This is a genomic window from Streptomyces malaysiensis subsp. malaysiensis, assembly GCF_040653035.1.
Taxonomy (GTDB): Bacteria; Actinomycetota; Actinomycetes; order Streptomycetales; family Streptomycetaceae; genus Streptomyces; species Streptomyces malaysiensis.
In genome coordinates this window covers 525118-541091 of the sequence record NZ_JBEZNG010000003.1, presented here as the reverse complement: position 1 = coordinate 541091, position 15974 = coordinate 525118, and the positions used below count along the sequence as shown (strand labels likewise).

Annotated in this window: 12 protein-coding genes; 3 read left to right on the top strand and 9 right to left on the bottom strand. The window is 71.8% G+C overall.

The window, feature by feature from the left end; translation table 11 throughout:
- Positions 1–38: 38 nt before the first annotated feature.
- The 6 genes from AB0E24_RS09420 to AB0E24_RS09395 form a co-directional block, all read right to left on the bottom strand.
- Entirely contained in the window at positions 39–1073 is a 1035-nt protein-coding gene (locus AB0E24_RS09420; protein WP_069870319.1) for a BMP family lipoprotein, read from the bottom strand.
- Positions 1074–1374: 301 nt separating this feature from the next.
- Positions 1375–2595, bottom strand: coding sequence for an amidohydrolase (locus AB0E24_RS09415; RefSeq protein WP_283888793.1), 1221 nt, complete (start codon positions 2593–2595; stop codon positions 1375–1377).
- A 196-nt stretch (positions 2596–2791) separates the two neighbouring features.
- The gene (locus tag AB0E24_RS09410) at positions 2792–3976 is read right to left on the bottom strand and encodes a hypothetical protein (RefSeq protein WP_359375757.1); all 1185 of its coding nucleotides are present in this window, start codon (positions 3974–3976) and stop codon (positions 2792–2794) included.
- Positions 3977–4092: 116 nt separating this feature from the next.
- Entirely contained in the window at positions 4093–5025 is a 933-nt protein-coding gene (locus AB0E24_RS09405) for an N-acetylneuraminate synthase family protein (RefSeq protein WP_069870325.1), read from the bottom strand.
- Positions 5026–6234 carry an acylneuraminate cytidylyltransferase gene (locus tag AB0E24_RS09400; RefSeq protein WP_093704144.1) on the bottom strand — a complete coding sequence of 403 codons (1209 nt, stop codon included), beginning with the start codon at positions 6232–6234 and terminating at the stop codon, positions 5026–5028. It abuts the gene before it with no gap.
- A gap of 74 nt (positions 6235–6308) precedes the next feature.
- Positions 6309–7670, bottom strand: coding sequence for a DUF6716 putative glycosyltransferase (locus tag AB0E24_RS09395; RefSeq protein WP_099014033.1), 1362 nt, complete (start codon positions 7668–7670; stop codon positions 6309–6311).
- A 187-nt stretch (positions 7671–7857) separates the two neighbouring features.
- Here AB0E24_RS09395 and AB0E24_RS09390 point away from each other — a divergent pair, with 187 nt between their 5' ends.
- Genes AB0E24_RS09390 through AB0E24_RS09380 form a run of 3 tightly spaced genes read left to right on the top strand, consistent with a single transcriptional unit; the run spans position 7858 to position 11467 of the window.
- Positions 7858–8835, top strand: a complete 978-nt coding sequence (locus tag AB0E24_RS09390; RefSeq protein ID WP_093704140.1) for a glycosyltransferase family 2 protein — start codon at positions 7858–7860, stop codon at positions 8833–8835.
- The gene (locus AB0E24_RS09385) at positions 8835–10244 is read left to right on the top strand and encodes a polysialyltransferase family glycosyltransferase (protein WP_147968498.1); all 1410 of its coding nucleotides are present in this window, start codon (positions 8835–8837) and stop codon (positions 10242–10244) included. The genes AB0E24_RS09390 and AB0E24_RS09385 overlap by 1 nt, the downstream gene beginning before the upstream one ends.
- On the top strand, positions 10241–11467 hold the full coding sequence (locus AB0E24_RS09380) for an acyltransferase family protein (protein ID WP_359375753.1): 1227 nt from the start codon (positions 10241–10243) through the stop codon (positions 11465–11467). Before AB0E24_RS09385 ends, AB0E24_RS09380 begins: the two co-directional genes overlap by 4 nt.
- Before the next feature lie 88 nt (positions 11468–11555).
- On the opposite strand, the gene AB0E24_RS09375 is transcribed toward AB0E24_RS09380, so the two are convergent.
- The 3 genes from AB0E24_RS09375 to AB0E24_RS09365 all read right to left on the bottom strand — a co-directional run bounded on the left by AB0E24_RS09375 (position 11556) and on the right by AB0E24_RS09365 (position 15780).
- Positions 11556–12443, bottom strand: a complete 888-nt coding sequence (locus AB0E24_RS09375; protein WP_359375751.1) for an aminoglycoside phosphotransferase family protein — start codon at positions 12441–12443, stop codon at positions 11556–11558.
- Positions 12444–13083: 640 nt separating this feature from the next.
- On the bottom strand, positions 13084–14505 hold the full coding sequence (locus AB0E24_RS09370) for a CoA transferase (RefSeq protein WP_359375749.1): 1422 nt from the start codon (positions 14503–14505) through the stop codon (positions 13084–13086).
- Between the two features lie 270 nt (positions 14506–14775).
- Positions 14776–15780: a trypsin-like serine peptidase gene (locus tag AB0E24_RS09365; protein WP_099014040.1), complete on the bottom strand. Its 1005-nt coding sequence runs from the start codon at positions 15778–15780 to the stop codon at positions 14776–14778.
- Positions 15781–15974 lie beyond the last annotated feature (194 nt).

Below are 15974 nucleotides of genomic sequence, written 5' to 3'. Positions count from 1 at the left end.
GGCACCCGGGGGTGCCGTGCGGGTCCGTGGCGCGGGGGTCAGTCCTTGTAGGTGTCCTGGACCTTGATCTGACCGTCGATGATCTTCTTCTTGGCCGCCTCGATCTTCGGCTTGATGTCGTTGATGAAGCCGCCGGAGTACGAGAGGGAGACGCCGCCGCGCTTGAGGTCGTAGGTCTGGACGCCGCTCTCGGGCTTCTTGTCCTTCACGACGCTCTGGATGAAGTCGTAGACCGAGCCGTCCACGGTCTTGATCATGGAGGTCAGGATGGTGTTCTTGTACTGGGCCAGGCCCTTGTCGTAGTACTGGTCGCCGTCGACGCCGATCGACCAGGTGCCCTTCTTCCCCGCGGTCGCCTCGATGGCGCCCGCGCCGGAGCCGCCGGCCGCGGAGAAGATCACGTCGACCTTGTTGGAGAGCATGCCCTCGGCGATGTCCTTGCCGCGGTCCGGCATGCCGAAGCCCTTGGGCGAGCCGACCTGCACCCACTGGACATCCAGGGACGCCTTGGGGTTGGTCTCCTTCAGGCCCTGCTGGAAGCCGCCCGCGAACTTCTTGATCAGCGCGCTGTCGGTGCCGCCGATGAAGCCGACCTTGTCGCTCTTGGTCTTCAGGCCCGCGGCCACACCGGCGAGGTAGGAGCCCTCGTGCTCGGCGGAGACCAGGCTGGCCACGTTCTTGGCGTCGACGACCGAGTCCACGATGGCGAAGTCGGTGTCCTTGTACTTCTTGGCGGCCTTGGTGAGCGAGGGGGTCCACGCGTAGCCGACGCCTATGACGGGGTTGTAGCCCGCCTCGGCGAGGCTCGCCAGCTTGTCGTAGCGGTCGGCATCGGTGTCGCCGTCCTTCGCCGTCAGTTCCTTGCCCTTGACGTCGAAGTCCTTCAGGGCCTTGTCATAGCCCTTGGCGGCGGAGTCGTTGAAGGAGTGGTCGCCGCGGCCGCCCACGTCGTAGGCCAGACCGATACCGGCGTCCTTGCTTCCCTCTTCGGAACTGCTGCCACACGCGGTGACGGAGAGTGCGAGAGCCGCGGTGGCGATGCCCGCGACAGCTATCGTGGATACCCGGCGCACGAGGGTCCCCTCTGATGTTCTCGAAGCGCCCCTTGCGGCGCTGGTTCCGCCGCATCGTAACGCGCGTAGATGCCAGATAAAGGCCCCCTCGGAAGCCGTTATCGGATCGTCGCGAACCTCTCGTGTCGGCGAGCGGTACCGGCGGTGACGAAGGGATGATCGCGCCGCGCGCCCCGGGAGGCGCGCGGCGGTACGACGGCCGGAGTCACGTATTCCGCGCCCCTCGGAGCCAGGCGTTCCGCGACCCTCGGAACTACGTATTCCGCGACCATCCGAATCATGTGTTCCGCATCCGCCGGAGCTACGCGTTCCGGTCGAGCAGGACGGCGGCCGTGAACAGCTCCACGCCCACCGCGATCGAGCCCTCGTCCACGTCGAAGTCGCCCGCGTGGAGGTCGCGCCGGGTGGTGTCGCCGACCTTGCGGACACCCAGCCGGGCCATCGCGCCGGGCACCCGCTCCAGGTACCAGGAGAAGTCCTCGCCGCCCAGGGACTGTTCGGTGTCCTCGACCGCGGATGCGCCGCGGCGGGCGATCATGGCGTCCCGCAGCAGCTCGGCGGAGCTCGCCTCGTTGACCACCGGCGGGACCCCGCGGATGTAGTTGATCTCCGACTTGGCGCGGTGCAGGGTGGCGATCTCGTCCACCGCGGCATGCACCAGGTCCGGGGCCTCCCGCCAGGCGGGCAGGTCCAGGCAGCGGACCGTGGCGGACAGCTCGGCGTGCTGCGGGATCACATTGCAGGCGTGGCCCGACTCCACCCGGCCCCAGGTGACGGCCAGACCCGAGCGGGCGTCCACCCGGCGGGCCAGCAGCGCGGGCACCTCGGTGATCACCTTGGCGGCGGCGGTCACCAGGTCGGTGGTCATATGGGGGCGCGCGGTGTGGCCGCCAGGCCCGTCCAGCGAGACCTCCAGCCGGTCGCAGGCCGAGGTGATCGGCCCGATGCGCAGCCCGATCCGGCCGACCTCGACCTTCGGATCGCAGTGCACCGCCAGGATCCGGCCGACGCCGTCCAGCACACCCGCCTCGATCGCGTCGGCCGCGCCGCCGGGCAGCACCTCCTCGGCGGGCTGGAACAGCAGCCGCACCGGACGCGCCAGCCGCCCCTCGCGGGCCAGCTGGGCCAGGACCAGACCGGCGCCGAGCACCACGGTGGTGTGCACATCGTGACCGCAGGCGTGGGCCCGGTCGGCGACGGTCGAGCGGTAGTCCACCGTCTTGGTGTCGGGGATGGGCAGTCCGTCGATGTCCGCACGCAGCGCCAGCAGGGGCGCTACGCCATCGCGCGGGCCGATGTCACAGATGAGACCGGTGCCCGAGGGCAGCACCCGCGGTTCGAGTCCCGCCTGCTCCAGCCGCGCCTTGATCGCGGCGGTGGTGCGGAACTCGCAGTTGCCCAGCTCGGGGTGCATGTGCAAGTCGCGCCGGAAGGCGATGAGTTCGGTACGCAGCTCATCGGGGAGCGTACCGGGCAGGGCCGGCGCGGTGGTGGGTGTGGCATCGGTCGCATCGAGGGACATCAATTGCTTCACCTGAAGAAGCGTAGAACGCCAGGTGGGCCCACCGAATGTCGATCAACAAAAATTCAATCTGTTCGGGTACGCAAAAGTACCCCGCCCGGTGCATGATCCCCCTAGTCAGGGGGTATAACGACCGGTTTGCCGGTCGGCCGTGGGTGACAAGCGCCACACGGCCGTACGGGCGACGGTGCCGGTCTCAGGACGCGGCGACCGGTGCCGCGGGCGGACCGGGGTTCGCGGGCGGGGCGGGGTCTCTCGGCGGGGCCGCGTCCCTGGGCGGGGGCGAACCCGCCGTCGGGCCCGAGTTCAGCCGGCGCACATCGCGGGCCGTCCCGGTGACCCCGGACAGAAAGCCCTGGGCGCGCGGGGAGGCGTTGCTGGTCAGCCAGGCGGGGTCCACATCGCAGACCGCGACCTCGACGCCGGTGCCCACGAGCGCGAGCGGCAGGGTGTGCACCACGGTCGAGGGGAAGCTCACGATCGTATGGCCGATGGGGCCGCGGCGGGCTATCAGCTCGAGCGGCAGATCGGGCCGTACGATCTCCAGCCCCACCTCATGCGCGATCCGGCTGAGCTTCTCGGTGCTCTCCCGGCGGTGGGCGAAGTAGCGGGTGGCGCCATGGGCGCGGGTCAGCGAGCCGACCGCCTCCAGATAGCGCTCCAGGTCCACCACACCCGTCTCGACCAGGGAGGTGCCCACCAGGTCGGTGCCTCCGGTGAGCCGGGGCGGGCCGAACCGGGACCGGGTCCAGGCGAAGTCGTTGGCGGTGATGGTGACCCCGGCGGGCGGCTCCACCGGCATCGAGCTGAAGACCTCGACCCGGCGCTTGTCGCCCGGGGTGAGCCGGCGGCGGGCGGTGGCGGAGACCGGTGCGAACACCAGGTCGCGCGGCCCATGGCTGCCGCGCCGGTGCCAGCGCACCAGGGGCTCCCCCTTGGCCAGCTGGGAGATGAACTCCATGGTGGCCGTGCCGTCGTCCACCACGACCAGGTCCTTGGCCCGGGTGAGGGTCAGCAGCAGCTGGACATAGCGGGAGAACGGGTCGCCTATCACGATCCGGGCGGCCCGGCGCAGCGGGCCGCGCAGCCCGCCGATGGTCTTGATCGGCGCACCGGCCCCGCCGCGCGCGTCCTCCCAGCGCACGATGACGCCCTCGTCCCGCGCCAGCTCGGCCATCCGGCGCAGCTGGCCGCGGGTCATCGGATCGTGCGGGGAGAGCACCACCACGGTCAGGTCCTGGGGCACCGTGGCCTCCGGGCCCCCGGCGCGCCGGGCGCGCTGAACATCGGAGTACGCCCACTCCAGCACGTTCAGCAGCTGGACCGGGCTCTCCACGAAGGCGAGTGTGGCCTGAGGGGCAAGGGGGGCAGCGGAGACCATCGCACCGTCCAAAGGCAGGGCCCGGAAGCGGCCGGCGGCCCCCGACGTGTCAGGGGTGCCCGCCGCTTCCGGGCGAGGGCCGGTCTCACCGGCCGGTGGATTCACGGCAGAGAGCCTCAGACCGCGGCGGGCTCGCGGTCGGCGGCCTCGGACTCGGCGACGACGCCCGCGACACGGCGGAGCTTCTTCATCGGGCCGAGCTCGCTCTCGTAGACCTTCTTGACGCCGTCACCGAGCGACTCCTGGATGATGCGAATGTCCCGCACCAGCCGCTGGAGACCCTGCGGCTCCACGGAGGCGGCCTGGTCCGAGCCCCACATGGCGCGGTCCAGGGTGATGTGGCGCTCGACGAACGCGGCACCCAGGGCGACGGCGGCCAGCGTGGTCTGGAGACCGGTCTCGTGGCCGGAGTAGCCGATCGGCACGTTGGGGTACTCGGCCTGCAACGTGTTGATCACGCGCAGGTTGAGCTCCTCGGCCTTGGCCGGGTACGTGGAGGTGGCGTGGCACAGCAGGATGTTGTCGCTGCCCAGGACCTCCACCGCGTGGCGGATCTGCTTGGGGGTGGACATGCCCGTCGACAGGATGATCGTGCGGCCGGTCGCCCGCAGGGCGCGCAGCAGCTCGTCGTCGGTCAGCGAGGCGGAGGCCACCTTGTGGGCCGGGACGTCGAACTTCTCCAGGAAGGCGACGGCCTCGGTGTCCCACGGGGAGGCGAACCAGTCGATACCGCGCTTCTTGCAGTGCTCGGAGATGGCGCGGTACTCGTCCTCGCCGAACTCCACGCGGTGGCGGTAGTCGATGTAGGTCATCCGGCCCCAGGGGGTGTCACGCTCGATGTCCCACTGGTCGCGGGGGGTGCAGATCTCCGGGGTTCGCTTCTGGAACTTGACCGCGTCACAGCCGGCCTCGGCGGCCACGTCGATCAGCTTGAACGCGTTCTCCAGGTCGCCGTTGTGGTTGATGCCGATCTCACCGGTGACATAGACCGGGTGGCCGGGTCCGGCGATCTTTTCACCGAGGGTGCGGAGGCGAGAGTTGGAGCTCACTTAAGACAGTTCCTTTCCGAGAATCCACGAGGCGATCTCGCGGATCGCGCCGTCCCCTCCGGGGGTGGAGGTGACCGCACGTGCGGCGCCGCGCACGACGTCGTGCGCACCTGCGACCGCCACGGGCCAGCCGACGAGGCCGAAGCACGGGAGGTCGTTGACGTCGTTGCCGACGTAGAGCACGCGCTCCGGCGCGATGCCCTGCTCCTCGCACCACTGCTTCAGTGCGAGATCTTTTCGGTCGATGCCGTGGAGCACGGGAACCTGGAGCTTGCGGGCCCGTGCGGCGACGACCGGGTTCTTTTCCGTGGACAGGATCAGCAGCGCCAGCTCAGCACGGCGCAGGGCGGCGATCCCGAGCCCGTCGCCGCGGTGCACGGCCACGAGTTCGCGTCCATCGGAGTCGATCAGCACCCTGTCGTCGGTCTGGGTGCCGTCGAAGTCGAGCACCACCGCGTCGATGTCCTCGCGGGTGGGGAGGGCGCCCGGCCGCTCGGCGTCGAACAGCGGGGCGAGCGCGCGGGCGCGGGCCAGATCGTGCGGATCGTCGATCTCCAGCACCCGGGCGGGGTCGGTGCGCACCAGGTCGGTGCGGCCGAAGAAGCGGTGCCCGGCCTCGCGGAAGCCGCGTGCGTCCATCGCGTAGGCGGCGCCGGTCTCCAGGAAGTCCTGGGGGCGGTCCTGCCGGCGCGGGCGGTACGACTTGTCGTGGTTGACCCCGTCGCCGCCGTCCATCGCGTCTCCTTGGCGGTCTTCGCCCTCGCGCCAGACGAAGCCGTGGAAGGGTGCCACCGTCAGGGCGGTGTCCGCGCCCTTCTCGGCGACCGCCGCGGCCACGCCGTCGATGTCCTCGCTGATGATGAACGGGCTGGTGCACTGCACCAGGAGCACCACGTCCACGGCGGTGTCGTGGGACGCCTCGTACGCGTCCATGGCATGGATCACCGCGGCCTCGCTGGTGGCGGTGTCCCCCGCGATATCGGTGGGCCGCTGGACGACCACGGCGCCCGCGCCGCGTGCCGCGGCGGCTATTCCGGCGTCGTCGGTGGAGACGACCACGTCCGTGACCAGGCGGCTGGCCCGGCACTCCATGACGGCACGAGCGACCAGCGGTACGCCCCCCACGGCGGCGAGGTTCTTGGCGGGGACGCCCTTCGACCCGCCACGGGCGGGGATCACGGCGAGCACGCACGGGCTCGAGGCGGGCATGGCGGCTCCTTCAGGGGTTGCGGAGGTGATCGAGGCCGTCCCGGCCTCCTCTTGTTTCGCATCCACGTGGCCGCTCATAGCTCCCCCATCCGCCGGATCACCGGCGCCACCCGCTGGACGCCGTGGCGATAGGCGCCGCGGGCCGCTTCGCGCATCGTGTTGCGCACCACTCGCCGGAACGCGGAGACCTGCGCCTCGTCCTCGGCGGAGGCCCCGGGGCGGGGCGAGCCGTCCGGCTCGAAGCCGTACCGGGCGAGCCGGCCGGGCAGATAGCCGGGCGCGGTGGTGGGGGTGTAGAAGGGGGCCAGCGGCGCGAGGGCCTGCTCGGCGGCCAGCTCGGCGACGCGCTCCCGCGCGGCGTCGAACCAGGTCTCGTACGGCCCGTCGGCGGCGACGCCCTGGCGGCTGAGCCATTCGGCGTTCGGCTCGGGCAGGTGCCCGGCGTCCAGCTGGTCCCACGAGGCCAGGCAGCCGGAGCCGAGGAAGTGGTGATTGCCGAGCGTCTCCCGCACCCCGAGGTCGGTGAGGACGGCGGTCGGTATGGAGCGGTGCAGCGACTCCAGGGCGGCCGTGGAGCTGACCGTGACCAGCAGGTCGGCGGTGTCCAGGACCTCGCCCATGTTGCCGTAGGCGAGCCGGAGGTTGGCGGGCAGATCGTCGCCGAACTTGGCGATCAGCTTCTGGTAGGGAAGCTCTTCGATATGCGTGGTGTGCTCACCGGGCTTGCTGCGCAGCTTGACCACGACCTCGCGGTCCGGATGGCGGCGCGCGTGCTCGACCGCGCGGCGCAGCAGATAGGTGCGGTCGGCGCGGTTGTCCGGGACGGACGGCTGGACGGCGAAGACGACCGTGCCGCCGGGGTGCTTCCGCCCCAGCCGCGCCTTCTCGTCGTAGCGGTCGCCGCCGAGGAAGGGCAGCGCGCATTCGACGACGCTGTCCGCGTCGGCGCCGACGCCCGTATAGACGTCGCGGAAGCGGTCGGCGTCGTGCCGGGAGTTGGCCAGCACCACATCGGCGCCGTGGCGCAGCAGCAGGCCGTCGGCCAGCTTCTCGTAGACGACGCCGACGTAGCCGGTGACGACCACGGGGCGGCGGGCCTGGCCCTGCCAGGCGTGGCGCAGTCCGTGCAGCATCGCCTGGACGGCGCCGCCGACCAGGGAGAGCACGATCACGTCATAGCGCTCACGGTCCACCGCGCGGACGAACTCCACGCCCGTGACCTCGCGCATCGCGTCGGCACGCACCCCGACCTCGGTGAGCTGCCGGGCGGTCGGCGTGGCCCGGCCGCGCAGCAGGAAGCCGTCCAGGCGACGGCCGGAGGCGGAATCCGACCCGTCCGGTACGAGGCGATGCGCGGTGAGCGCGCCCCATTTCCACCGGGTGTCGGAGTCGGCGAGCACGGCGACTCGCACAGGAGAATTGGTACGTGAGGACACGTCGCAGACGCTAGGAAGCGTTGTCGATTCACGGCCCAACGCAAGAGCAACAAAGGGTTAACAGAACGTCGACGATTGGAGAATCGGCTGGCTGGAGCGGCGGGTTAACCGTTCCGACGTTCTTCGTTCACCTTTACGTACACCCTAGGTCAAGACGAATGCCGACCGGACACCTACCGTCACCCGCGTGGTTAAGCTCTCCGTCATCGTGCCGTTCTACAACGTGCAGACCTATGCCCCCGACACGCTCAGAAGTCTGCGCGCGAACGCGCGCGAGGACTTCGAATTCATTCTCGTCGACGACTGTGCCACCGACGGGACGCCGGAGATCCTGGAGCGCGCCGAACGCGACCTTCCGGGGGCCGTCTACGTACGGCACGAGAAGAACGGTGGGCTGGCCACCGCCCGGAACACCGGCCTGGACAAGGCCACCGGGGAGTACCTCACCTTCCTCGACGGCGACGACTGGCTGGCACCCGGCTACTACGAGCAACTCGTTGCGGCCATCGAGGACTTGGGATGCGACTTCGTGCGCGTGGACCACGTCCAGTGCACCGCGCGGGCCCGTTCGATCACCCGGGTGCCGCACGGCCGCCGCGAGATGGTGATGGACCCGCGGGACGCGATCCTCCCGGCCGACCGCTCCACCTCCGTGGACTACCCCTACGCCTGGGCGGGCATGTACCACCGCCGCCTGCTCGACCAGGGGCTGCTGCACTTCACCCACGGACTGCGCACCGCGGAGGACCGGCCCTGGATCTGGCGGCTGCACCGCGAGGCCGCCAGCTTCGCCGTCCTCGGTCTGCACGGCGTCTTCTACCGGCGCGGGGTGTCCTCCTCGCTCACCCAGATCGGAGATGTGCGGCAGCTGGACTTCATCCGCGCATTCGACCAGGTGATCGAGGAAACCGCACGGGACCGCGACGCCGACGCCCTGCTGCCGAAGGCCGTCCGCACCTATTGCGCGATCATTTCCCACCACCTGGGCAACATCGAGAGATTCGAACCACAAGTGGCCCGCAAACTCCGTTCCATGTCGGCGGCGGCGATGAAACGCATGCCCCAGGACGTATTGAAGGACGCACTGGATTCCATGGACTACGAGCGTGCCGCACGGCTGCGGCGAGTCAAGCGCAGGTCCGCGGGGGCGGAGGTGGCGGCCTGATGTCCGCCTACAAGCCCCTGGCGGAGCGCAAGCGCACCCAGATCTTCCTCGCCTCGACCCTCTACGGGGCGGCGACCCTCGCGGCCGCCATCGACGCGGGCGGCGTCGGCCCGGCCGACCGCCGGCTGCTGCTGGTCAGCAACAACGCCGCGACGCCGGAGACCACCCCGCCGGTCGACGAGATGCCCGGCTTCGAGCGGCTGCGCGGCCGCTTCGACCGGGTGCTCTCCTGGAACGAGGCGATCTCGCCGTTCCACCCCGGCGGCTGGGCCCCGCGCCCGGACGACGCCCCGCTGTGGGAGCGCCATCTGCGGCTGCTGTGGAACCTCGGCGACGACAATGTCGAGCTGGTCCTGGAGTCCATCCAGGTCAACCCGGCGATGGCGATCGCCAATGTGTTCCAGGGCGCGCCCATCGACGTCTACGCGGACGGGCTGATGAGCTACGGCCCGACCCGTAACAAGCTGGACCCGCTGATCGGCACCCGGATCCGCCGGCTGCTCCACCTGGATCTGGTGCCCGGACTGCGGCCGCTGCTGCTGACCGAGTTCGGCGTCGAACCGGAGATCCTGCCGACCGAGGTGTTCACCAAGGTGCTCGCCGAGGTGGCCGACGCCGCGCCGCGCAGCGTCGCCTCCGCCAGCGAGCGGATCGCCGTCGGCAGCGGCCCGGCGATGATGCTCGGGCAGTACCTGTCCGCGCTGGACATCCTCACTCCGCAGGAGGAGGAAGAGCTGCATGTGCGGATGTTGCGCGGCGCCGTGGCGCTGGGCCACCGCACCGTCGTCTTCAAACCGCACCCCACCGCCCCGGCCCGCTGGTCGCGGATGCTGGAGAAGAAGGCCGCGGAGCTGGGCGCGGAGCTGACCGTGATGGACACCCCGGTCCTGGCCGAGGTGCTGTACCAGCGGATGCGTCCGGCCCTGGTCATCGGCTGCTTCTCCACCGCGCTGCTCACCGCCGACGTCTTCTACGGGCTGCCGGTGGCCAAGATCGGCACCGATGTGCTGCTGGAGCGGCTCACCCCGTACCAGAACAGCAACCGTATGCCGGTGACGATCGTGGACGCGCTGCTGCCCGACCTCGAGGACCACAAGGCGGTGGCCGCCGCCCAGCGGGTGGACGAGCGGGCGGGGAAGAAGCTGACCGGGCTGGTCGCCGCGGTCGGCTTCTGCATGCAGGCCAAGATCTACCCCGATCTGCGGCCCGTCGCCGAGCGCTATCTCGCCGCCCATCTGGACAACAACACCTGGCGCTACTTCAAGAAGCGCCGGCTGACCGCGCTCGCCCTGCCCGGGGCGGTCCCCTCGCAGCTGGCCTTCATCCCGCGCAATGAGACGGTGCGCAGGGTGGCGCGCCGCGCCCGGGCCCTGAAGCGGGCCGCCCTCAAGCGGACGGCCACCGGATGAGCGCGCCGCCCGCTCCCGACGCCGGGCCGATACCCGCTCCCGACGCCGGGCCGATATCCAACGCGGCGGCGACGGCTCCCACGCCGGCGCCGCCGCGCACCCCCGACAAGGCCCTGGAGCCATCCGCCGGGCGCACCGCGAAGGCGGCCGCGCGCGGCGGTGGCCATCCGGTGCGGCTGCGGGCGCTGGACGGGCTGCGGCTGCTCGCCGCGCTCATGGTGGCCGCGTACCACTACGGCGGCCGCGACGGGGAGATCACCCAGGCGTGGGGCTCCTCGCCCCGTACGCAGTTCCCCACCCTCTCCAGCTACTTCGCCTACGGCTGCCTCGGCGTCCAGATCTTCTTCGTCATCAGCGGCTTCGTCATCTGCATGAGCGGCTGGGGACGGCCGCTGCGCTCCTTCTTCGCCTCGCGCGTCTCCCGGCTCTACCCCGCCTACTGGGTCGCGATCATCCTGGTGACCGGCGTCTTCGCGCTCCCCTGGGTCGCCTACAAGGCGGTTTCGCCCAGCGACGCGCTGGTCAACCTCACCATGCTCCAGCAGCCGCTCGGAGTGGACCGGGTGCTGGGCGTGTGCTGGACGCTCTGGGCGGAGCTGCGCTTCTACGCGCTCTTCGCGCTCTTCGTGGTGCTCCCGGGCGCGACCCGGCACCGGGTGGTGCTCTTCTGCGCGGTCTGGACGCTGGGCTCGGCGTTCGCCGAGGCGTCGGACCTGCCGCTGCTGGACGTCGTCCTGATGCCGGAGTACTCCTCGTACTTCATCGGCGGCATGGGCATCTATCTACTCCACCGCTTCGGCCATGACGCCCTGGCCTGGGGCATCATCGGGATCAGCTTCCTGATCGGCCAGCACTACGCGATCCGCGAGCTGTGGCACCCGGCCAACGTCGACGCCTTCTCCTACCGGTCGGCCACGGCCATCATCGCCGTCGTCGCCTTCGGCTATGCGGCGGTCACGCTGATCGCGCTGGGCAAGCTGAACTGGGCGAACTGGCGCTGGCTGACCGTGGCGGGCGCCCTGACCTACCCGTTCTACCTGGTCCATGAGCATCTGGGCTGGGTCGCCGTCTGGGCCTTCCACCAAAAGCTGGGCATCCCCTCCTACGGGACGTTCGCCCTGACCGTCCTGGTGATGCTGGGCCTGGCCTGGGTGCTCTACCGCTACGTCGAACAGCGGCTCACCCCGATGATCAAGCGCTCCCTGACCACCGTGCGGCTGTAAGGGCGCCGCGCCCTCACCGGGCGCACGTCCTCCCCGGGCTCCCCTCGCCCGTTCCACGGCTGTTCCACGGCGAGGGGAGCCCTGCTCGTCACGACGGCGCCAGCACCTGATCGATGACATGGCGTGCGTTGGCCGCCATCGACGGGTTCGTCTCGCGGTAGTACGGAAGCTGGATGAGCGCCATGCTCAGGGCCCAGCCGCGGCCCCGGGCCCAGGTGGCGTCGTCCACGCCGAGCGCGGTGCGGAAGTCCTTGCGGACCGGCGCCGGGAGCAGATTCCAGGCCGGGATCAGATCACAGGCGGGGTCGCCCACCCCGGCGGTCCCGAAGTCGATGACCGCGCTCAGCCGACCGTCCGCGACCAGCAGATTGCCCGGCATCAGATCGGAGTGCGCCCACACCGGCGGCCCGTCCCAGCCGGGCGCCGCCAGCGCCCGCTCCCATGCGGTGGTCGCCGCCTCGGTGTCGATCGTCCCGCGCAACCGGCCGAGCGCGGTACGGGTCTCCTCGTCGACCTCCCGCAGCGGTCCGCCCCGGTACGCGGGCGGACCGTCCGCGGGCTCGATCCCGCGCAGCGCGACGATGAACTCCACGAGATCGGCGGCGAGCCGTCCCGGCCGGGCGACCCGCCCCTCCCGCGGGTTCTCCCCGTCGAGCCAGCGGTGCACCGTCCACGGCCAGGGGAAGCCGTCGCCCGGGGCGCCCTCGCCGAGCACCGCGGGGATGGGGACCGGCAGCGCGGGGGCGAGCCGGGGCAGCCAGTGGTGCTCCCGCTCCACGCCCCCGGCGCCGCCCGCGATCCTCGGCAGCCGTACGGCGAGGTCGTCGCCGAGCCGGAACAGGGCGTTGACGGTGCCCGACGAGGCGAACCGTTCGATGGGCAGCTCGGCCCACCGGGGGAACTGCGCGGCGAGCAGCCGCCGTACGAGAGCCACGTCGATGGGCTGTTCGTCGGCGTGCATCGTGCTCGCGCTCATGGGCACCCTCCTGAGTCGTGTCGGACACCACTACGCGGCAGGGGAGGGCTTGGCGGCAACCGAATTTGCCCCGGCGGGCGTTCAGGGGGTCCGGCGGGCCTTGACGCCTGCGGCGGGCTGTTCCCCTACCCGCCCCTTCCCACAACTGGGGCTCCGCCCCAGACCCCGACGTCCCGGCCGGTGGGCTGATAGCGGACGACGGTCGGCTCGTCGCCCCCCGGGGTCCGGGGACGAGGCGGACCCGGGGCTCCACCCCGGGATCCGACCAGGCCACCAGGGCCCGCACGACCACCCACCGCGCCAGCACGCCCCCCAGCGCAGACCCTCACGGCACGACAGTCGGCTCGCGTCGACCCCGGAGCCCAGGAGCGGGACGAACCCAAGGCTCCACCCCGGGGACCGACCAGGCCACCAGGGCCCGCACGACCACCCACCGCGCCAGCACGCCGACCACGACCAACCCGCCGGTGCGGGCGCTCACGGCGCGACGGTCGGCTCATCAATCCCCGGGGCCCAGGAGCGGGGAGCCAATCCAGCCCCTCCGGCGTTTGAGGAGCGGGGCCGGGGGCGGAGCCCCAGTTGCGGGAAGGGGCGGGTAGGGGAAAGATCCGCCGGACGCCTCGTAAGGCCCGTCCGGGGGTCAGAGCCAGCGCGGGGCGTCGGCACCCAGGCGGCCGGGTGGGCGGGCCCAGTCCAGCGGGCCGTCCGGGGAAGCGATCGGCGAGCGGGCGTGGCGCAGCGCACCCAGGTCGGAGGCGGTCTCGGCCAGCCAGAGCGCCGGGTCATGGGCGGGGCCGCCCACCGAGGTGGCGGGGGCGATGCCGCGCGTCAGCCAGGACGCGGTGCCCGCGAGGGAGAGCCGCAGATGGTGCCCGCCGCCGATGTCCTGGCGCTCGGTCAGCGCTCTCAGCACCGCCGCCGCCAGCAGATAGCCGGTGCCGTGGTCGAGGGCCTGGGCGGGCAGCACACCGGGGTGGCCGTCGCCATCGTCCTTCGCCTCGATCGCGGCGATCCCGGTCGCCGCCTGCACCAGGCTGTCGAAACCGCGCCGGTCGGCCCAGGGCCCGGACCAGCCCCATGCGCACAGCTGAGCCACGATCAGCCCGGGGCGGCGCTCCAGCAGGGCATCGGCGCCGAGGCCGTAGCGGTCGAGGGCACCGGGGCGGTAGCCGGTGACCACCACATCGGCGTCGGCGAGCAGCGCCTCGAAGGTCCGGCGATCCTCGGGCGCGGCGAGGTCGAGTGCGCTGGAGCGCTTACCGAAGCCGGTGTCGGCGTGTGCGTCAGGGTCCTCGGGCAGCCGGGGGGAGTCGACGCGGAGTACGTCGGCGCCGAGCAGGGCCAGCGTGCGGGTGGCCACCGGTCCTGCGATGACCCTGGTCAGATCGAGCACGCGCACGCCACTCGCGGGCAGCACGCCGCTCGGGGACGGCACGCCCCTCGTGGGCAGGGGCGGCTCCGGGAGCGGGCGCGGGGCGCCCTCGCCGATCCGCTGGCACTCGGCCAACGGCAGTCCGGCCAGCGGGATCTCGCTCTCACCCGGCTCCGCCACGGCCACGGCCAGCCCGCCCGCCGCATAGACGGTCTCCTGGATCGCATGGGCGGGACGCTCCGCGAGCGCCGCCGCGAGCTCGTCCGGCCCGCTGTGGGCGGGCAGGCCGAGAGCGGTGAGCAGCCGGGTGCGATGGTGCGGGTAGTTGGCGTGCGTACGGACCCAGCCGTCGGCGGCGCGCCAGAAGCCGGACAGCGGGGCGAAGTTGGTGGGCCGACGACCGTCGATGCGGAGGTGCCGTTCGCTGATGAACGCCGTGGCGACGGCGCCCTCGTCGACCCGTACCGCCGGAACGGCCCCACCGGAGCGCCGCGCGCCCAGTTCGGCGGCGGCCAGCGAGCACACGCCCACCGTGGCGCGGGCCAGCTCGGCCACGGGCAGCCGGGCAGGCAGTCCCCCGCTCACCGCGCGGTACGTCACCCGCTCCAGCAGCGCCGGATCGCCGCCGAGGGCGGTCCAGGCGTGGGCGGTGGCGGCGTCCGGTGGCAGTGCCTCGTCGCTCCTCGTCATGGGCACATTGTGCGCCGGGGCGCGGGGCGGCCTGCGGCGCGGGGCCCGACGCGGGGGGGCAATGGCGCGATGCCTCGGCACGGGGCCCTGCGATACCTCGGCGCGATGGCTCCGGCACGCTGCCCAGGCGCGGGAGCCATGGCGCGCTGCCCAGGCGCAAGGCCCAGGCGCGAAGGCCCCGCCCTCTCCCTCCTGGTCGGGGACGGGAGGCGGCGGGGCCCGTGCGAGGGGTGGCGGGCCGGTTGGGGGTCCGCCTGGGCGGGGTCCGACCTATGCGGCGCCCGCCTGGCGGTAGAGGCCGAGGGCCTCGTTGCCGAGGGTCGGGTGGTATTCGTTCGCACCCGCGCTGACGCTGATGTTGCCGATCAGATAGCCCCCGCCGCCCGAGAAGTCGGCGAGGAAGCCGCCGCCGCTCGACCCTCCGGTCTGGACGCAGTCGATGCCCCACATCGTGGAGCCGGGGCGGCCCGCGTCGGCGAACTCATTGCCCTCGCAGTGGTTGAGCCGCTCGCCGTTGCCCTCGGCCGCGGAGCCTCCGTAGCCGAAAGAGTGGACATGGCGGCCGGTCTGCGAGTTGAAGGCGATGCCCTGTGCGCCCACGGTGTCGGCCAGAGTGCGGCCGTTCAGGGTGTTCATGACGGCGAAGGCGTAGTCCCAATTGGCGTTGCCCCGCGTGGAGACGTATTGGGAGTCCCAGAAGAGGCCGCGGGCGGAGAAGGTGCCGTAGGGGCGGTTGCCGTTGTTGTAGCCCGGTATGAAGACCCAGTTGCGGTAGCCGGTGCCGGTGGCCGCGTCCACGGTGCAGTGGCCCGCGGTGAGCACGACGGACCGGTTGTCGCTGTTGGCGACGGTGGCGGAGCAGGCGAAGGTGCCGCCGGAGGCGTTCTGGAAGAAGACCTTGCCCGCCGTGGTGCTGATCAGACCGCCGCCGGTCCACGCGGTGGGGGACGTGGCGCGGGTCGAGGGCCCGGAGGCGGGGGCGGCGGGGCCCGGGAGCGGGGGCACGGCCACGCGCTCGCCCGTGGTGGGCGCGGCGCCCGCCAACTTCGCGGTGCGGGCGGCGGGCAGGGTCGTGACGTCCTGGGCGGCGCGCAGCCGTTCCGTCGTCCAGAAGCGGACTGCGGCGCGCTGCTCCTCGGTGGAGACGGAGGTTCCGGCGGCTCCCCGAACTGAGGGGGACGGGGACGGGGCGGGGGCGGCGTGGGCGGTGGTTCCGGCGGTCCAGCCGAGGGTGGCGAGGGTGAGGGCGCTGAATAAGGTGGCGACACGTCTCATGCGGTCGGCTCCAAGTCCGTTGGAGGTGCCCGAGAGCGTCGGACAACGTTGTCTGACGCTTTGTCGCCGGTAGGGTGCCATGGCTGGTTCAGACCTGCCATGACACCGGACGTCACAATTAGGGATCCCCCTAGCCGGGGTGGGCGGTGCCCCGGCGCGCGGCCGGTCGGGACCCCGGCCGAAGCCCGGCCCCG

Bases quoted from the DNA above. Each gene is read 5' to 3' on its own strand.
- AB0E24_RS09375 (WP_359375751.1), bottom strand. From the start codon at position 12,443: ATGAGCGCGAGCACGATGCACGCCGACGAACAGCCCATCGACGTGGCT.
- AB0E24_RS09400 (WP_093704144.1), bottom strand. From the start codon at position 6,234: ATGCCCGCCTCGAGCCCGTGCGTGCTCGCCGTGATCCCCGCCCGTGGC.
- AB0E24_RS09370 (WP_359375749.1), bottom strand. From the start codon at position 14,505: ATGACGAGGAGCGACGAGGCACTGCCACCGGACGCCGCCACCGCCCAC.
- AB0E24_RS09365 (WP_099014040.1), bottom strand. From the start codon at position 15,780: ATGAGACGTGTCGCCACCTTATTCAGCGCCCTCACCCTCGCCACCCTC.
- AB0E24_RS09410 (WP_359375757.1), bottom strand. From the start codon at position 3,976: ATGGTCTCCGCTGCCCCCCTTGCCCCTCAGGCCACACTCGCCTTCGTG.
- AB0E24_RS09380 (WP_359375753.1), top strand. From the start codon at position 10,241: ATGAGCGCGCCGCCCGCTCCCGACGCCGGGCCGATACCCGCTCCCGAC.
- AB0E24_RS09415 (WP_283888793.1), bottom strand. From the start codon at position 2,595: ATGTCCCTCGATGCGACCGATGCCACACCCACCACCGCGCCGGCCCTG.
- AB0E24_RS09385 (WP_147968498.1), top strand. From the start codon at position 8,835: ATGTCCGCCTACAAGCCCCTGGCGGAGCGCAAGCGCACCCAGATCTTC.